14 protein-coding genes are annotated in these 17856 nt (G+C 47.6%); 1 reads left to right on the top strand and 13 read right to left on the bottom strand.

Annotated elements, in window-relative coordinates; all coding sequences use genetic code 11:
- Positions 1-224: 224 nt before the first annotated feature.
- From ACU70B_RS00760 to ACU70B_RS00735, 6 genes are all read right to left on the bottom strand, one after another.
- Positions 225-1010 carry a hypothetical protein gene (locus tag ACU70B_RS00760; RefSeq protein ID WP_447184461.1) on the bottom strand — a complete coding sequence of 262 codons (786 nt, stop codon included), beginning with the start codon at positions 1008-1010 and terminating at the stop codon, positions 225-227.
- Positions 1000-1695 (bottom strand): ABC transporter ATP-binding protein, encoded by a 696-nt coding sequence (locus ACU70B_RS00755; protein ID WP_447184460.1) that lies wholly within the window; start codon positions 1693-1695, stop codon positions 1000-1002. The genes ACU70B_RS00760 and ACU70B_RS00755 overlap by 11 nt, the downstream gene beginning before the upstream one ends.
- Positions 1682-2068, bottom strand: a complete 387-nt coding sequence (locus ACU70B_RS00750) for a GntR family transcriptional regulator (protein WP_447184459.1) — start codon at positions 2066-2068, stop codon at positions 1682-1684. Before ACU70B_RS00750 ends, ACU70B_RS00755 begins: the two co-directional genes overlap by 14 nt.
- A 158-nt stretch (positions 2069-2226) precedes the next feature.
- The gene (locus ACU70B_RS00745; protein WP_447184458.1) at positions 2227-2442 is read right to left on the bottom strand and encodes a DUF896 domain-containing protein; all 216 of its coding nucleotides are present in this window, start codon (positions 2440-2442) and stop codon (positions 2227-2229) included.
- 166 nt (positions 2443-2608) lie between these two features.
- Entirely contained in the window at positions 2609-2752 is a 144-nt protein-coding gene (locus ACU70B_RS00740; RefSeq protein ID WP_447184457.1) for a ribbon-helix-helix domain-containing protein, read from the bottom strand.
- Positions 2753-3027: 275 nt separating this feature from the next.
- Complete coding sequence (locus tag ACU70B_RS00735) at positions 3028-8943, bottom strand: S-layer homology domain-containing protein (protein WP_447184456.1); 5916 nt, start codon at positions 8941-8943, stop codon at positions 3028-3030.
- A gap of 305 nt (positions 8944-9248) precedes the next feature.
- Here ACU70B_RS00735 and ACU70B_RS00730 point away from each other — a divergent pair, with 305 nt between their 5' ends.
- Positions 9249-10472 (top strand): IS110 family RNA-guided transposase, encoded by a 1224-nt coding sequence (locus ACU70B_RS00730; protein WP_447184455.1) that lies wholly within the window; start codon positions 9249-9251, stop codon positions 10470-10472.
- A gap of 741 nt (positions 10473-11213) precedes the next feature.
- On the opposite strand, the gene ACU70B_RS00725 is transcribed toward ACU70B_RS00730, so the two are convergent.
- The 7 genes from ACU70B_RS00725 to ACU70B_RS00695 all read right to left on the bottom strand — a co-directional run bounded on the left by ACU70B_RS00725 (position 11214) and on the right by ACU70B_RS00695 (position 17856).
- A complete protein-coding gene (locus ACU70B_RS00725; RefSeq protein WP_447184454.1) occupies positions 11214-11339 on the bottom strand; it encodes a hypothetical protein in 126 nt (41 codons plus the stop codon).
- Positions 11340-11525: 186 nt separating this feature from the next.
- On the bottom strand, positions 11526-12074 hold the full coding sequence (locus tag ACU70B_RS00720; protein WP_447184453.1) for an HD-GYP domain-containing protein: 549 nt from the start codon (positions 12072-12074) through the stop codon (positions 11526-11528).
- 71 nt (positions 12075-12145) lie between these two features.
- Positions 12146-13393 (bottom strand): hypothetical protein, encoded by a 1248-nt coding sequence (locus ACU70B_RS00715; protein WP_447184452.1) that lies wholly within the window; start codon positions 13391-13393, stop codon positions 12146-12148.
- Positions 13394-13403: 10 nt separating this feature from the next.
- Entirely contained in the window at positions 13404-14834 is a 1431-nt protein-coding gene (locus ACU70B_RS00710; protein WP_447184451.1) for a fibronectin type III domain-containing protein, read from the bottom strand.
- Between the two features lie 9 nt (positions 14835-14843).
- Positions 14844-15968, bottom strand: coding sequence for an SUMF1/EgtB/PvdO family nonheme iron enzyme (locus ACU70B_RS00705; RefSeq protein WP_447184450.1), 1125 nt, complete (start codon positions 15966-15968; stop codon positions 14844-14846).
- A complete protein-coding gene (locus ACU70B_RS00700) occupies positions 15969-17207 on the bottom strand; it encodes a CpaE/TadZ family protein (RefSeq protein ID WP_447184449.1) in 1239 nt (412 codons plus the stop codon).
- 4 nt (positions 17208-17211) lie between these two features.
- Entirely contained in the window at positions 17212-17856 is a 645-nt protein-coding gene (locus tag ACU70B_RS00695; protein WP_447184448.1) for a CpaB family protein, read from the bottom strand.

The following is a 17856-nucleotide window of genomic DNA, read 5'->3' as shown; positions in this document are numbered from 1 at the left end:
TTTTAAAAACCGTTTCCTTATTCCAAAACGACCGGGCGCTTATGGCCCCGGGTGGCTGTAAACAGCTTACTGTCAGGGCCCGGGCTACGGCTACTTTCTGCTTTTCACCACCTGAAAGGCGGAGGGCAGACTGCCTGCAAAAATGCAAGCAGAAATGGAGTATAGCAAAGAAGGGGCACATCGGAAGAAACCCTCCCGTAATACACCCCTCTCCTGATATAAAATTATAGTTCTATTTTATGGTTGTACACCAGTACCGCAGCTATAAACACTATTACCGTACCTGCCAGCATGATAAGCGTGTTTATCCCTACCAATTGATTAAAGGCTGCCATACTGAAGTTATACTGGCTCATGTGCATCTGGCTGTAGTTTCCCAGTTGTTGCCACAGAGGGGTCATTGCTTTACCCATCAGCCAGAAGGTGGCTACGAAAACAATAGCCGTTACCAGGCCGGAAAAGCGCCTTACTAATTTGCCCAGCAGCTGACTGAAAAAGCTGATACAGATTATATAAGCCATCCCTACCAGAGTCATCAGGAAACATAGAAGCCCTGAGCTGAGCATGGTTTGTATTCGGGTATCTATGCCCAGTGCCTGGGCCTGTCTCAAGGTTTCCAGGAGCCCCGGTTCAGGGAAGAGCACCAAGACCAGAATAATGCCTCCGATAGAAACCACCACCGTCCCAATAACATACTGGCTGAGCAGGGCCAGCAGTTTGGAACCCAGAATACTTGCTCCCCTTACCGGCAGGGACAGCAACAGGTAAACCGTGTTAAAATTCCATTCCCGTCCCAGCAGTTTAAAAGAGGATATAAAAGGCAAGAGCGCCGCCAGCCCTAAAATCATCATCAAAGGTCCGACAACCAAAGCGGGAAAATTCTGGGCTTTATAATACAATACAATGTCTATTACCAGAGTTGCTGCCAGCACTATGAATATTTCGGGGCGCAGATCCCACATTTCCTTGGCATAAAGCTTAAAAAACTTCTTCCAGCTGCTAGTCTGCATTTCTGAACGCCTCCTTCATCAGTTCTACCAGGGACATGTTTCTTTCCACCCGCAAATCTTCAGCATTGCCACTAAGCTTTACTGCACCGCGATCCAAGAAGATTACTTCGTCCACCAGGCTCTCCACCTCGGCAATTTCATGGGTGGAAATGATAATAGTCTGTTCCCCTTCCCGGTAATCCCTGATTAAGGTGTTGATAATCTCTTCCCGGGTTAAAATGTCAATACCGGACAACGGTTCATCCATCAGCAGATATGGTGCTCGCCGGGATACGGTCAGGAGCAGCTTGGTTTTGGCCCGCTGGCCTTTGGAAATCTTGGAAATTTTCATATCTTCTTTCAGATTAAGATATTTAATTAATTCCCGGTATTTGGCCTCATCCCAGTCAGCATAAAAAGTACGGATGAAATTGGCTGCCCGGGCTATGTTCATCCAGGGGTAGAGATGGTCAATCTCCGGCAGATAGGCTACATCCTGCTTCTTGTCCTGAGGGTTCTGCCCGTCCACCATAACTTCACCCCGATCAGAACGATTAAGTCCCATAATCAGCTTCATGCTGGTCGACTTGCCGGCGCCATTAGGTCCAAACAGGCCGATTATTTTTCCCTTGGGAAATAAAATACTGACATTATCCAAGGCAACAGTGCTGCCAAAACTTTTGCTTACGTTCTTAAACTCTATCACTAGTGACGGCCTCCTTCCGGCGGGATTGTTCCTCCCCGAGTATTTCCAGCATTGCTTCCGCACTGTAACCCAGCGACTCCATCTCACTGATAAAATTGTCTACCAGATTAACTGCCATTTCCATCTTTATATCCTCCAGCTTATCCCCGGATATACTGATAAAGGTTCCTTGCCCTCTTAATGTTTCCACCATATTCATGCTCTCCATTTCCCGATAAGCTCTCTGTACCGTGTTGGGGTTGATCCTGGCCTTCTCAGCATATTCCCGCTGCGAAGGTATTTTATCTCCTTCTTTTAATTCCCCGCGAATGAGTTTTTTCTTAAAATCATCCATTATCTGTTTATAAATCGGCTGCGAGGCATTAAATTCCACATCCGGCCACCTCCTCTGGTGAATTAGTTTACTAGTACACTATTATAATAATTCTCCGTTCTGTTCCTGTCAAGTTTATTACGCCTGTATATTTCCCAACTTTAGGCGGGGGTAAAAAAATCCCGCAGGCAAACACCTGCGGGGCGGATACGGTTAAGTTAATGCTGGCATTTACCACCATGGTGATGGTGTTCTCCGCAACAGTCACATTCTTGCGGACGGGAAGGATTAACTCTGACATCAAGCTGGGCTTTTACCTGCTCCCGGATGTTTTGCAGGTATACTGCATATAGTTCCTTCTGCTCCTTTAATTCTTCCGGGGTAAGCCCCTCTTCCTTCTTCTTTTTGGCCAGCTGGTTAATCCGTTTAATCATTTCCTCCAAAAAACATGCCCTCGCTTTCCCGTTTGTATAGTATTTTACCCCAATATCTGAGCAAGCGGTGTTTTAAACCCGTATTTTTATCCCATAAAAAAGATGCTTGCCCCTACGCAACAAGCATCTTCTTCACATAACTCCTATACCCCTCATAAACGAAGCCTTACTTTCCTTTTTCTTCCTCCTGCCTGGCCAAATATTCCCTTATTATCATCCTCACCAGTGCACTGCGCGATATTTGATTTTTCTTGGCCAATTCCTTTATATCGTTTACCTGATTTTTGGTCAGACAACAAGTGCAAACCACAGTAAATATTACCCACCTCTATCAGGTGCAGATTCAGAAAAAAGGCCGCAAAGGATATAATTATAACATTAATCAGGTAAATGGCTCTTATACTTTGAGCTCCAACTAAAAGACTAGTTCGATACCTTAAAAGATGTTCTCAGAACTACTACAAAAAGATGGCTTGTTCAAGTTATTGAGCAGGCCATCTTTTCATTTATTTAAGTATAATTATGATAGAAGACTGACTAGGTTGCAATCCCTCTACATATAGACTCTTCTTTCTGGTTGCTCATCTAAATGAGACTCGATTTTTGCAATAGTTTTTGTATAATCACTGCCACCTCAGCTCTGGTGATGTTATCCTTCGGAGCTACCATATTGGTACCCTTTCCGGATATGATCCCGGTTTTTATACAGACAACCGCGCTGATTTTGGCATACTCTGCTGTTTTGTCGGCATCTACATATGCGGCCAATAGCTTTTCGGCATCTACTGATGGGATTTCCACCTTTAATCCGGTGATATTCATAGCTTTTGCAATCATGGTCATGGCTTGTTCGCGGGTAACCTTATCTGTGGGACCAAATTTCCCGTTGCCGTAACCGGAGATTATTTTGTACTGGGAGGCCGTTTGTATGGCACCGCTATACCAGTCGCTGCTTTGAACATCGGAAAAATCCTCCTGGCTGCTGCCGGGTTTCAATCCTAAAGCTCGCACCACAATACTGGCAAACTCTGCCCGGGTAATATCTCGGTCAGGCTCGAAGCTACCTTTACTTACTCCGCTGATGACCATTCTTGATCCCATATCATTGACTGCAGTTTTGGCCCAGTGTTTATCTACATCCTTGAATTCGATGGGATGCCAGATAACTAAATAGGTACTGTTGGTTAAACTGTTGATTTTAGCATAGTATTTGCCGTCTATTTGTACTATACGGGTCGGTACTGGTCTTACGCTTCCATCTGCTTCAATCACTACTCCGGTAGTAATTTTACTTGGGTCTACCCCTTCCGGGATGGCTACGGTTCTTTCGACATAAGAGTTAAAGCTATTCACAGACACAGTTTTATTTCCGAAGGTGCATCGAACATTGAATTCTATCGGCGGTGCTACTATAGTAAACTCACCTGTCCTGGCAGAGTTCTCCACTACCTTGACTATTTCGCCTGCGGGAGTCGCCATCTGTATCTGTACCTTTATATCCTTTAGTTCTACATTGGAAGCGAATTGCGCTGATATTTCATCAATTCTGATCTGTTGAGCAGGGAGAATATAGGTTGCACTATCGGTCTTGACTTCTAATATAGCCTGTTTGTTTTCCATATTCTTAACCATTTGGCCAGTCAGTTCTCCAACCACAATATCAGATCCTGTCATAACTGGAATGGTCACTACGGCATTACTGCCTTCCGCTTCAAGCTTTGCTTGCAGCTTGTCAGGATTAACGCTTAGGATGGTTACGGTCTGATCACCTTGCTTGGACGTTGTAGCTATTCCTGCGTTTTCAGTATGGCCGTTTACCTGAATGTCGGCGCCGGTTACTGCCGTTATAGGGGCAGGCGTAGCTGTTGATGAATTACTGCCGCCACCGGGGAATGTACTGCTGACTGTCAGGGCTGCTGCATTGGATGTGGCCGACGGAGCTGCTGTACCGGTTATGATCACCCGATATTGATATCCGTTCATAGCCGCCGTGGCTCCGGTGATATTCAGGGTGGCTGTTGTTGCGTTGCTGTAAACGCCGCCGTCAGCTATATTGCTGAAGCCCGAGCCGGTATTCACCTGCCACTGGTAGGTGAGACCTGTTCCGGTTGCGGCTACCGTAAAGCTGGCGTTGTTTCCGGCATTGACGGTCGCATTGCCTGGCTGACCGGTAATGGCCGGCGGCCTGTTGACTGTCAGGGTTGCACTGCCGGAAGTGCTCGAGAGGGTACCGGCATCCGTTACCACACAGCGATATATATATCCGTTCATAGCTGCCGTGGCTCCGGTGATATTCAGGGTGGCTGTTGTTGCGTTGCTGTAAACGCCGCCGTCAGCTATATTGCTGAAGCCCGAGCCGGTATTCACCTGCCATTGGTAGGTGAGACCTGTTCCGGTTGCGACTACCGTAAAGCTGGTGTTGTTTCCGGCATTGACGCTTGCATTGCCTGGCTGACCGGTAATGGCCGGCGGGCTGCTGACTGTCAGGGCTGCTGCATTGGATGTGGCCGACGGAGCTGCTGTACCGGTTATGATCACCCGATATTGATATCCGTTCATAGCCGCCGTGGCTCCGGTGATATTCAGGGTGGCTGTTGTTGCGTTGCTGTAAACGCCGCCGTCAGCTATATTGCTGAAGCCCGAGCCGGTATTCACCTGCCACTGGTAGGTGAGACCTGTTCCGGTTGCGGCTACCGTAAAGCTGGCGTTGTTTCCGGCATTGACGGTCGCATTGCCTGGCTGACCGGTAATGGCCGGCGGCCTGTTGACTGTCAGGGTTGCACTGCCGGAAGTGCTCGAGAGGGTACCGGCATCCGTTACCACACAGCGATATATATATCCGTTCATAGCTGCCGTGGCTCCGGTGATATTCAGGGTGGCTGTTGTTGCGTTGCTGTAAACGCCGCCGTCAGCTATATTGCTGAAGCCCGAGCCGGTATTCACCTGCCATTGGTAGGTGAGACCTGTTCCGGTTGCGACTACCGTAAAGCTGGTGTTGTTTCCGGCATTGACGCTTGCATTGCCTGGCTGACCGGTAATGGCCGGCGGGCTGTTGACTGTCAGGGCTGCTGCATTGGATGTGGCCGACGGAGCTACTGTACCGGTTATGATCACACGATATTGATATCCGTTCATAGCCGCCGTGGCTCCGGTGATATTCAGGGTGGCTGTTGTTGCGTTGCTGTAAACGCCGCCGTCAGCTATATTGCTGAAGCCTGAGCCGGTATTCACCTGCCACTGGTAGGTGAGACCTGTTCCGGTTGCGGCTACCGTGAAGCTGGTGTTGTTTCCAGCATTGACGCTTGCATTGCTTGGCTGGCCGGTAATGGCCGGCGGGCTGTTGACTGTCAGGGCTGCACTGCCGGAAGTGCTCGAGAGGGCACCGGCATCCGTTACCACACAGCGATATTGATATCCGTTCATAGCCGCCGTGGCTCCGGTGATATTCAGGGTGGCTGTTGTTGCGTTGCTGTAAACGCCGCCGTCAGCTATATTGCCGAAGCCCGAGCCGGTATTCACCTGCCACTGGTAGGTGAGACCTGTTCCGGTTGCGGCTACCGTAAAGCTGGCGTTGTTTCCGGCGGTTACGGTCGCATTGCCTGGCTGACCGGTAATGGCCGGCGGGCTGTTGACTGTCAGGGCTGCTGCATTGGATGTGGCCGACGGAGCTACTGTACCGGTTATGATCACACGATATTGATATCCGTTCATAGCCGCCGTGGCTCCGGTGATATTCAGGGTGGCTGTTGTTGCGTTGCTGTAAACGCCGCCGTCAGCTATATTGCTGAAGCCCGAGCCGGTATTCACCTGCCACTGGTAGGTGAGACCTGTTCCGGTTGCGGCTACCGTAAAGCTGGCGTTGTTTCCGGCGGTTACGGTCGCATTGCCTGGCTGACCGGTAATGGCCGGCGGGCTGTTGACTGTCAAGGCTGCTGCATTGGATGTAGCCGACGGAGCTACTGTACCGGTTATGATCACACGATATTGATATCCGTTCATAGCCGCCGTGGCTCCGGTGATATTCAGGGTGGCTGTTGTTGCGTTGCTGTAAACGCCGCCGTCAGCTATATTGCTGAAGCCCGAGCCGGTATTCACCTGCCACTGGTAGGTGAGACCTGTTCCGGTTGCGGCTACCGTAAAGCTGGTGTTGTTTCCGGCGGTTACGGTCGCATTGCCTGGCTGACCGGTAATGGCCGGCGGGCTGTTGACTGTCAGGGCTGCTGCATTGGATGTAGCCGACGGAGCTACTGTACCGGTTATGATCACACGATATTGATATCCGTTCATAGCCGCCGTGGCTCCGGTGATATTCAGGGTGGCTGTTGTTGCGTTGCTGTAAACGCCGCCGTCAGCTATATTGCCGAAGCCCGAGCCGGTATTCACCTGCCACTGGTAGGTGAGACCTGTTCCGGTTGCGGCTACCGTAAAGCTGGCGTTGTTTCCGGCGGTTACGGTCGCATTGCCTGGCTGACCGGTAATGGCCGGCGGGCTGTTGACTGTCAGGGCTGCTGCATTGGATGTGGCCGACGGAGCTACTGTACCGGTTATGATCACACGATATTGATATCCGTTCATAGCCGCCGTGGCTCCGGTGATATTCAGGGTGGCTGTTGTTGCGTTGCTGTAAACGCCGCCGTCAGCTATATTGCTGAAGCCCGAGCCGGTATTCACCTGCCACTGGTAGGTGAGACCTGTCCCGGTTGCGGCTACCGTAAAGCTGGCGTTGTTTCCGGCGGTTACGGTTGAACTATCTGGTTGTGTGGTGATGTTCGGGGGAGTATTTTCAACAGTAAAGGTTGTACTCGGTCCAGCCCCTGGAGCGGCGTTTCCTGCCATGTCTGATGCAGTTCCCGCCGCTATGGAGATTCCCAGAGTGCCGTTGCCGGTAATACCGCTGATGGTGACCGTGCGTGTGAGGCCTGTTCCGTTTACACCCAGCGTTCCATCGGCATTACCCGTCCTATTAAGTGTTATGTTTTCTACAGCCAGAGTGCTGGCATTAAAATTCGCATCTGAATAAGTAACGGTATAGGTCACCGGACCGTTGGAAGTCAGTGCAGCCGATGGCGCACCAATACTTATAGCCGGCGGTGTTTTGTCAATGGTATATGATTGGTTGGAATAGGGCTTTACAGTTGTAATACTCAGGCTAAGGCCTGTATCGTTCACTAACCTGGGAGTTAAAGCGCCATCTCCGGTGCCAGTGTTCACCGTAATATCCCACTGGGCATTTGAGGATTCCGCCACAACGGATACACTATTGATAGAAGCACCGGTCACGGTAGGATTTAAATCAAAATTACTTGTGCTGACTCCGGTAACACCCTTACCGAAAGCAGCACGGTAGGTTACACTGGCTGCATTGGTGATACTTGATGCGGGGCTCGTACAAACTATAGAATCAATGGTTGTTCCAGTTTGTATACCCACACCGACACCGTCTAATACCGGATAACCTGAATTTTTGCCCTCTGTATCTGCTTTCCACGCAGTTCCTCCCGCGTTTAAACCGATCACAAACGCAGGAAGCGTCATATCGACTGAAGGTTTTCCAGTGGAATCATTGGTGCTGATGCCGTCAGAACCAATAGCACCAACTCCTGTTGCTATTGCAGTACTGTTCCAATAGCAATTTGTTATGGTTGCAGGATTGATGCCTCCGGCCAGACCGCCTACACTGCCAGCAGCACCAGTCACCCCGCCTGTTGCATAGCTGCTGGTTATTGTACAGCCGCTGGCAACTCCTAACAGGCCGCCCGCATAACTGCCTGTACCGCCCTTCACGTTGCCTGTTGCATAGCTGTTGGTTATTTGGCTGCTTCCTTCGCCAAATCCTGTCAAACCGCCCGCTTTGCCGTTATTTATTCCACACTCCACACTTGCCGTTGCATAGCTGTTAGTTATAATGCTGCCATTTATATATCCGACCAGGCCTCCAACCATGGCAACTTCGTTTACTCCTTTAATAATTCCTGTTGCATAGCTGTTGGTTATATTACTGGACAAAGCACCACCTGCCAGACCGCCTACATAGGAATTTGATGGAGATGAATCTATGACAACATTTTCCACCCCCACTTTGTTTATAGTTGCACCGTCTATATAACCAAACAAACCTACAATTGTTTCGGCTGAAGACGAATTTATCATCAGGTTGGAAATAATTTTTCCATTTCCATCAAATATTCCTCCAAAGGAATTGCCCGTTCCTATCGGTGTCCAGGGATGATTATTAAGATTAATATCGTCTGTGAGCTTAAAGAATTCGCCGGTATAAGGTTGCCCTAAATTTACCTGTTCCGCTAAATATGCAAGCTGCGCGCCCGTGGCAATTTGATACGGGGCAAGGGCTGATCCGTTCCCAACGGTAAACGCAGTTTTAGAAGAACCGTCCCAAGTATCTGCTGCACTTGCCGTCGGCGTAAGCTTGAACAGTATGCCTGCAACAATCACCAACGCTAAAGCCGTCATAATTAATGTATCCCTCAATCTTTTATACAATAGCGTTACCTCCCTTGTACATTGTAGTTAGACGTACCTAAATCAAAAAGCTTAGTTCTTTTGACAATCACATAGGAATTCCGGGGTAACTCGGATAAATATTCTCGTAAAGGCAGGGGGCTTCGAAGGTCCTCCTTGGGAAGTATTGCTCTGTCCCGAAATTAAGAGTGAAGCCCCACCCGTACGAGAGGACTCGAATGAGCACGTTGTTGATGCGGCTTGCCGCATGCTGCGAGTTACGCGCAAGGTTGAGGCTCGTAGGGGCTAAAGGGAACCTGCCGTATTTTGTGAAAGTAGGGGTTAGTATGTTCTATGCAGGTATTGACATCGCCAAGCACCGTCACGAGCTTTGCCTGGTTGATGAGACAGGTAAACCGGTTTTGCAGATTTTTATCGAGAATACTCACAAGGGGTTTGAAAAGCTTTTGCAAGCGATCAATGGTTTAGAAGTTGCTCCTGATGGAGTTCGGTTCTGCATGGAAGCTACCGGGCATTACTGGTTAGCTCTCTATTGCCATCTTAAGGAGCTGGACTATAAGGTTAGCGTTATTAATCCTATTCAGTCTGATGCCCTGCGCAATCTCTACATTCGCAAAATCAAAACTGATGAGAAGGATGCTTTGCTCCTGGCTGAGATGCTGCGTCTTGGTCTTGCCCCTGAAGCCAATCTGGCTTCGGAAACGGTAATGAAGCTGCAAACCCTCTCTCGTATTCGAATTGAATTTGTGCACCAGATCGGCGCTTTAAAGAACAGGGTGCTTGGTATCCTCGACCGGATCTTTCCTGAATACCCCAAGTGCTTTTCTAATGTCTTTATTCGCACTTCCAAGGAATTGCTTAAGCGCTATTGTGAACCCGAGGAAATCGCCGAGTTGGATATCTCAGAATTGACTGGCTTTCTTAAGCAGCACTCCCGCGGCCGCCTCGGTGCAGAACGGGCTGAACAGATTCAGGCTTTGGCCAAGGGTACGTTTGGGATTAACCTGGCCTTGGACGCTTTTACTCTAGAACTCCGCCTTATGGTTGAACAGGTTGAATTCATTGAAGATCAGATCGCTGTCATTGAGGAAGCCATCAACCAGGTCATGGAGGAAATGCGCCCCAGCCCTGATACGCCTTACCGCCATGTTCTGGAGACCATTCCTGGCATCGGTCCTGTACTGGCTGCTGCCATCATTGGCGAGGTGGGCGATATTAGTCGATTCCCTAATGCCAAGGCTTTGGTGGCTTATGCCGGTATTGATGCTACGGTTCGCTCTTCGGGTCAGTTTGAGGGCACCCGTAATCGGATGTCTAAACGGGGCTCCCCTGTTTTACGCAACAGCCTATGGCTGGCTGCCGTTTCGGCCCGCAGATGCAATCCGGAACGGAAAGCTTTTTACGAATTGAAGTGCAGCCAGGGCAAGCATTCGAGTGTGGCTACCGGAGCTGTAGCGCGGCGTTTGGTGCATTTGATCTATTCTCTTTGGAAAGAAAATCGCCCCTTTGACCCGAATTATACCTGGTCGCCCACAAACCCCAATGGGTAACCGGAATCTCTATGTGATTGTCAAAGAACTTTTTTAAACCTATTGACTTTTCATAGCACGTCTTAATAAATCAGGCTGTACTTAAACAAGGTTTAAATTAAACTCCCCCTCTTGCGCACTTTTGTAATATTCACTTGACCCATACCGAGACTAAGAATCTATTTTAAATAAAACTTACAGTCACTATATATTCCATATTCACATGCGACTTCCTCTAACCAAATTATATTTTTTTTGCTGCTGTTAATATGGTTTTATCAACCTTTTAACCACCACTACGGTAAACTTTTGCTGGAGTATTTTGAACAATTAATCATATACAAGGCCGAGCACCTATCATTATATATAGGTCGCCGCTGCACCCGGTATTTCTAATCGTAAAACCCGGGGGATAAATTACTGCCCTTACTCTCTTCGGGATTTGTGTGTTCCATGATATAGTGAACGAGAAAAACGGATGATTTTGTCTAGCCACCGGACAAATCATCCGTTTTATCGGTTTATATCTGAGCTTAGACGACTGTTTTCGCACATCTGGTCAATCATCATGTCCCTTATGTTGCATATCTCAATACCGGTTATAACGCCTAATTGAACAAACCATCTTCCTGGTCAAGTTTACAGGCCGGAAACAGCCCCTTATTAAATCAACCTTTATATTTGCAAAACGTAATTAAAATATCTCATACATCTTCTATATAATAGATGATCATTATGGCCGGCAAGGCTGCCGATGTGTCGTTAATTTCGGCCCTTTCGTTTAATGTAATTTGCGATTGCTTTTGCGATATCTTTTAGAATCTTTTCATCCCGTTCCGGATTTGGTTCAGCGTAAACAGAAATAACCTCGATTTGCTTCTCAGCCATCCTTCTCCCCCCAGAATTCCCTTTCTGGATTTTATGCATACGCTGCACAAAATCACCCCCACAAGTTTTTCCTTATAAAACAAAAAAAGCCGGGCGTTTAATCCCGGCACAAAAAGCGGATTCTGATAAATTCGCAGGGAGTTTTTTCAGGTTGAGATACAAAACCATTAGAGAATAAAAGCATCCTTAGCGTTTAAGCACAGATTGCACAATGTACGGGTCAAACTGCTGGCCGGAAAGAGAGAAAATCTCACCGACGGCTTCATCAAAAGGCAGAGGCCTTCTGCGATACGGCCGCGCCGAGGTCATGGCGTCCATAGCGTCAGCTATGGCTATGATCCGACCGGCTAGCGGTATGTTCTCTCCGGCCAGGCCGTAAGGGTATCCTCTGCCGTTCCAGCGCTCGTGATGGGCAATAATACCGGCAATAATCTCCTCCCCTATAGTCTTTTCAGCCTGTATCATACCGGCTCCGGTTACCGGATGTTGATAAAGTATCTCCCACTCCTGTAAAGTCAGTTTTTCACCACGGTTTAGTATTTCTTTTGAAATACTAACTTTGCCAAGATCATGGAGTAATGCAGAATAGTGTAAATATTGCAGAATAGACTGATCAAGTGATAATTCCTGGCCAATAAAAACGGAAATGCGAGCCACCCTGCGGCAATGTATGTATGTAGCGAAATCATGCTTTTTTATCAGTTTAAGATGTTTATAGACTACGGCACCTACCAAAACATACACCTCCGTAAGATTACTTAAAAAACCCCAATGCTTTATGCAAAGGGATTAATAAATTAGATTTCTTATTTCGCCATATTGGCTTTTTGCAGGAACCAGTACATCGTAACCACAACCTCGCTTTTGGTAAGCGGTTTGGACAGGTTGCGGCGCTCATTAGCCCACTTATTTATCTCCGCCTGGTTTACTTTTACTGGCGAAGCCTTAAGGATGTTATTAATGATTTGCTCCATTTGAGCCGGAGTAACAAATGTAGAGCCGCTTATACCGGGATTTATTCCGGTGGCACGGGCAGCTACCTGTGTAACGTCTTTTGTTGTGATATTTTCTCCTGCCGGTGGAGCAATCCCCCTGTTTTCAAACCAGTCTTTGGCCGGGCTGGCCCAACTCTGAGTTGAAGGGGAAGGCAAAGTTACCATAACATACTTATCGTTTCCGCCCAGAATTGTATACTTGCCACTTGCCGGATCATAAATGCTTGGAACATATTCATATTGTCCATCAGCACCAGGCTTAAAAAACGCTGTATCACCAGAAGGAGCTTGAACCTCGTTCCCTTCAACGGTACCGATTACGTTACCAGGAAGTTCAGTAATTGGTGATTCATTGTGTGGTTTATGTGCTTCTGCTGTATTTCCATTGTTACCTCCCCCATTATTCAGGGATATAACATAACGGCCTGAAGCTTCGATATACTTTTTACTACTGATATCGTAATCATAACGAACATAAAAACCGCCTGATAATAGCTCTTTGATAAAAGTATGGCTTCCTTCAAAAATGCCTGGATTGGTTTCACTGCATATAATCCTGGGATTGCCCTGGATTCCATAGGAAATGACTTCAATATTTTCCTGGCCGATTCGATTATAATCAGTTACGGTTATCGTCATCTTATCCCCGGTAGTATACTGGTCTTTGTCAATACTGATTGTCGGCAGCCCTGCATAAGTGGCCAAAGTAAAGGAAATGTTCTTACCGGCTTTATTTCCCGCTCGGTCAATTGCAGATACTGAGAGGATATAGGTTCCATATTCACAAATTTCCTGCCCGGATAACCAGGCTGCAATTTGGCCAAATCGTTTAAGATTAGCTGCTACCGTTACTTCCCCGCTGTTATCCTGGGCTGATACAATCGGTATTACCGGCGAGGAATACTTCCCGCCGTCTGTAACCCCAGTTATATTGACTTCAGGCGGTGTAAGGTCAACAATAATATCTACCGATCCGGTATCTGTTTTAGCCCAGGCAAAGGAAGCCTGGGCTAAAATCAGAAGGGCGATTAATATAAAAGTGGTTAAGCTTTTACGCATTGTCCCCCTCCTATCTGCCGTCATCAGCTATAACTTCAATAGTATGGGAACCTTCCGGAAGGGCTACCGCATCAAGACTTATACTGTAAGGCTTCCCTCCCTGGCAGTCTTCTATCACCACCGACCTGGTTATCCCGTAAACGCTGGCAGTCACGGTTACGCTGTCGTTGTCTTCATCGGACACGGTTCCCGAGACGGTGATAATATTGTATCCCTCCGCCTGGGAATAAGCGGTTCCTGTTTCCGGAGCAGAAATGGTTAATTCCGGCGCCTTGTTGGTACTTGCCTCTATATTAACACCCGCGGTCTCTATCTCGTCTCCGTTGCGCGCTTTAGCACTGATCGTATACTCTTTCCCCAGAACCAAACCGGTAAACTCATGGGCCAGCAGATTAGCGGTAAATGGGACAGTGTCAATGTATCCAGCACCATCGGTAATACTTACGGCATATTCGGTCCCTTCCGGATTGCCGTTGGCTTCCCATGAAAAAGCGAGGCTGGTTGAAGTCTTACCGGTTACCTGAAGATTAGCAGGATCGTTAGACAGAGTGAATACTGCTTTTTCAGGACTGGCCGGGCTGTTACCCATGGGGTTATACGCGACAACCTTGTACTGGTGGACAGTGTTCGGCAAAAGCCCTTCGTGGATATATGAAAGTTCAGTTACATCAGCTATTTGAGTGACTCCATCCATTAATTGATATCCGGTTGCTCCTTGAACGGCGGTCCATTCTACCTTTACTGATTGAGGAGTCAAGGCGGCAGTGGTCGGCTGCTCCGGAGCAACCGGAGCGCTCAGATTAAACTGCATGGTCCGGCTGGCAGTATTGGTAGCAGTATCAGAGGCATTGACAACCAAGGTATAATTTCCCGGGGTATTTACCGCCGTTCCAGATGTAAAGGGAGTAGGTGTACCACCGTCTTTGGCAATAGTTGCCGTACAGCCGGCCAGGCCGGAGCCCCCGGCATCAGCTGCGCTGTATACGGGGCTTACAGAACTGTAATAGGTCTCGTTGTTATCAATACCCGTGACTGTGATTACCGGCGCGGTTTTATCGATTTTTACGGCCCCAACGGCTTCAGGCCCGACGTGCCCTACCATATCTACTGCTTTTACCGACAGGTTATGATTACCTTCATCGGTAATAGCTATTTGGAACTCTGCTGAACCCGGGTTGCTGTGCTGTACCCCGTTTATTTCATAGTCCACTTGTTTGACCCCGGATGATACCCCGTTACTTACCGGGTCAACCAGATTATCGACTAATATCTGAACATCTTTATTCACCCAGGCGGGCGGTACACCGGTCAATACCGGAGCCAGGGGTGCGGTTTTATCTACGAGTATATTCCTATTGATATGGATACTCTCTGCAGCAATAGCCGTGCCTTGAATGCTAAAAGCAAGCATGACCATAAGAGCTATTAATTTGTGTTTCATTTTTACCTCCTACCTCCCGTCATTGGCCCAAAGGTCAATCGTGTACGTACCTTCCGGTTTACTTTGGTCAATTGTAAATAAAAAAGAAAAAGGCTTGCCTGACCCGCACTGCGACACCGATTGGTCCTGTGTAAATATAACGCTGCCATCTTTTCTAACCCTTACGGATACGGTCACATTATCGTTATCCGGATCGGTTACGGTACCCGACAGAGCAAGCTGATTGTATCCGTTTACTTCAGAAAAACTCGCTCCTTGCTCTGGATTTGTCAGAGCTACAGAGGGAGCAGAGTTCAGGACTACGAACGCCGAACGGAAACCAATGGAGGAGCTCGTACCGAACGCACCATAGCTGCCGCGATAGGACACTGGAAAGTTGCTTCCATAATTGTTGTAACAACCACCGCGCGTAAGACGTTCACCAGAGTATGTAGAGTATGCGTCCATTGTCCATTCCCATAAGTTACCCGCAAAATCGTAGATATTGTTTTTACAAAACTCTGAATAGGCACCCGTGTTCATTAAATTATTATTCCCGGTATAAGGGTCATTCGCACTGTTACCCCAGTTAGTGCTATCTGTTACATTAGCACCGCTGTTCTCCAGCCACTTACAGATTACATCCCATTCTTTGTCATATAATAGATGGGAGTAAACCCTTGTCCAACTATAATTAATGGCCATATTTTCGGATTGGGTTATTGAATTAGACCAACTAATATTATTCCAAGGGGCCTGGTTTTGTTTGGACTGGACCTTCCCCCCATTATTACTAGCTTCATATCTCGCTACATAGAAACCACCTGTAGCAGCAATAGCATCAGTGATCTGAAGCGGTATTTCTTCGTATTGTATCTGATCAGGCGCAGTTAAGCCTTTTCCCCAATCATAATGCGTTAGAGCCGCTACGCCTCCCGGGGCATTTACTGCCCCCACTGGTATCCATACAAATTCATTTCCATGGGTGTCTTGTATTACATACCCAGTACCCCAGGTGCCGGTCAAGTATGTCCAGCCCGGCGGGATAGGCGGTGTCTTCCAAGGCTCGGCAGAAGCCTCCGCAGGCTTTTGAACAAGACTTAAGAAAAATATAAGCATAAGGAAAAATCCCAGCTTCTTTAATTGGAACCGCATCTACATTCCCCCTTTTATAGTTTTAAATATCCGGGTAATTCCCGCTTTGCGAGTTGGAATTTGGGCAGAGACATTACCAGCACATACTTCTTTTACTATTGCCTGCCATGGGGCTTTGTTTATACCCGGAATCTGTCCCTTATGAGAGGCCCTGGCATACTTTTCCCACTGGTTGGGAATCAGCGCCACTATCTGAACATCACCGCGTATACCCTGGTTAAAAGCCCTGACGATTTCCTGTACCGGCATAAGCCTGCGGCTATACCGGTTTACAACCAGCTTAACTTTATGAGGATTAATACCGAGGCCCAACAAAAAGCTGCCGTAGTCAAATATATCCTGATCGGTGAAGCGGCTCTGGTCGATAATAACCAGAATCAGATCGGATTCCTGCAAGATAACCGGCGTATGAGGACAATTCAGATCACTGGGAGTATCAACAATTACGTAGGAAGCTGTATCCCTTAAAGCATCCAGGGTTGCCTTTACTTCTTCAGGGTCTGGCCAATTCATCGGAGTTTTACAACCGGAGCCAGGTAGTACATATACGTTTCTGTCTATTGGCACTACCGAACTTTTAGTGTCTCTATTATTTATGAAACCTCGTGAATCAACCTTAAAAAAAGCAGTAAGATCCTGTCTGGAATAGTCAGCATCTGCTGCGGTAATGGGTATTCCGCGCAACGCTAAAGCCTGCACGATTCCTGCCGCGACCGAGGTCTTCCCGATTCCCCCTTTTGCCCCCGCAGAGGCGATTATAATGCCACGATTACGTTGTTTTACTGGTGCTTCCGATACAGTATTATGTTTGTTTTGGGATGCTTCCACTTCAGGCAAGGAATACTGCAAAGCCTGATCTAACGTATAAGGGAGATCACCCGGGAGATCGCCGGTTACTATGTTCATAAATCCCATCTCTTTGGCCAGTCTCATATAATGGCGGCACTGTTCGTTTTTAGCTCCTACCAGCAATACAACATGCGTTTTTTGATTTTGATAGTGTTCGTGAACATAGCGGAGTATTTCATGGGGTTTATCCCCCGGCAAAAACCGCGAGATAACCAATATATCCGGATTTACAATAGTATTCAGCAGGTCACTATGTGAAATTGAAGAAAAATGCCACCTGCTATCATCACTGAACGGCTCCATGTGCCGAAGGTTGTCCAGAATAATATCATCAATCCCCGGCTCAACGGCTAGTACTACATTTGTCTTTGTAGCTGTCCACTGAAGCAATTGATTACCTCCTCACCAAATAGATTTGTTTCTTTGCTGCATACCCTACTACGACAGCGACTTTATCATCAGGGATTTCAACCTCAACCATAGTGGGGACCCGGTTTTTGGTTTGTGCTCCTATGCCGTCGTCCTCAGTAGGTGCAATTACCCGGCCCCCTTGGTCGTAACTGGCTACGACATAAGCATTTTCTACAAGGGGAGCATCAGCCATTACAAGCTGATTGTTTTCATTCGCAAAGACCGGGTATACGTCAACCCGGTCACCGGCAATAGCCTGGTCGCTGGAAGGCTGCGTAACCGGCAGTCCAACCTTCTTAAAAGCTCCTTTTGTGCCTGCAGATTCTTTGCTGACCTGGTTCATATAAACTGGATTTCCGGCTAGTGCATGACTGCAGAGTACTTTCCCCTCGATTAAGCTTTTATCCGTGACCATTTTTAATTTTTTAGCAGTGACTTCCGGTACCGGAATTGTTTTAAACATTCCAGGCTGTACTTTTGTTCCCATCGGAACGAACTCAGAGGCCACACAAACATTTATACTCTTTGAAACTTCGTTATACTTCTGATTGGCCCCCTTGGTGATCAAAGCGGTCAATATCGCCGCAACCAGAAGGCAAACAACAATAATGATGACTTTCTTACGCAA

The sequence above is a fragment of the Syntrophomonas curvata genome (assembly GCF_052976825.1).
This window is presented reverse-complemented; position numbering and strand designations above follow the sequence as displayed.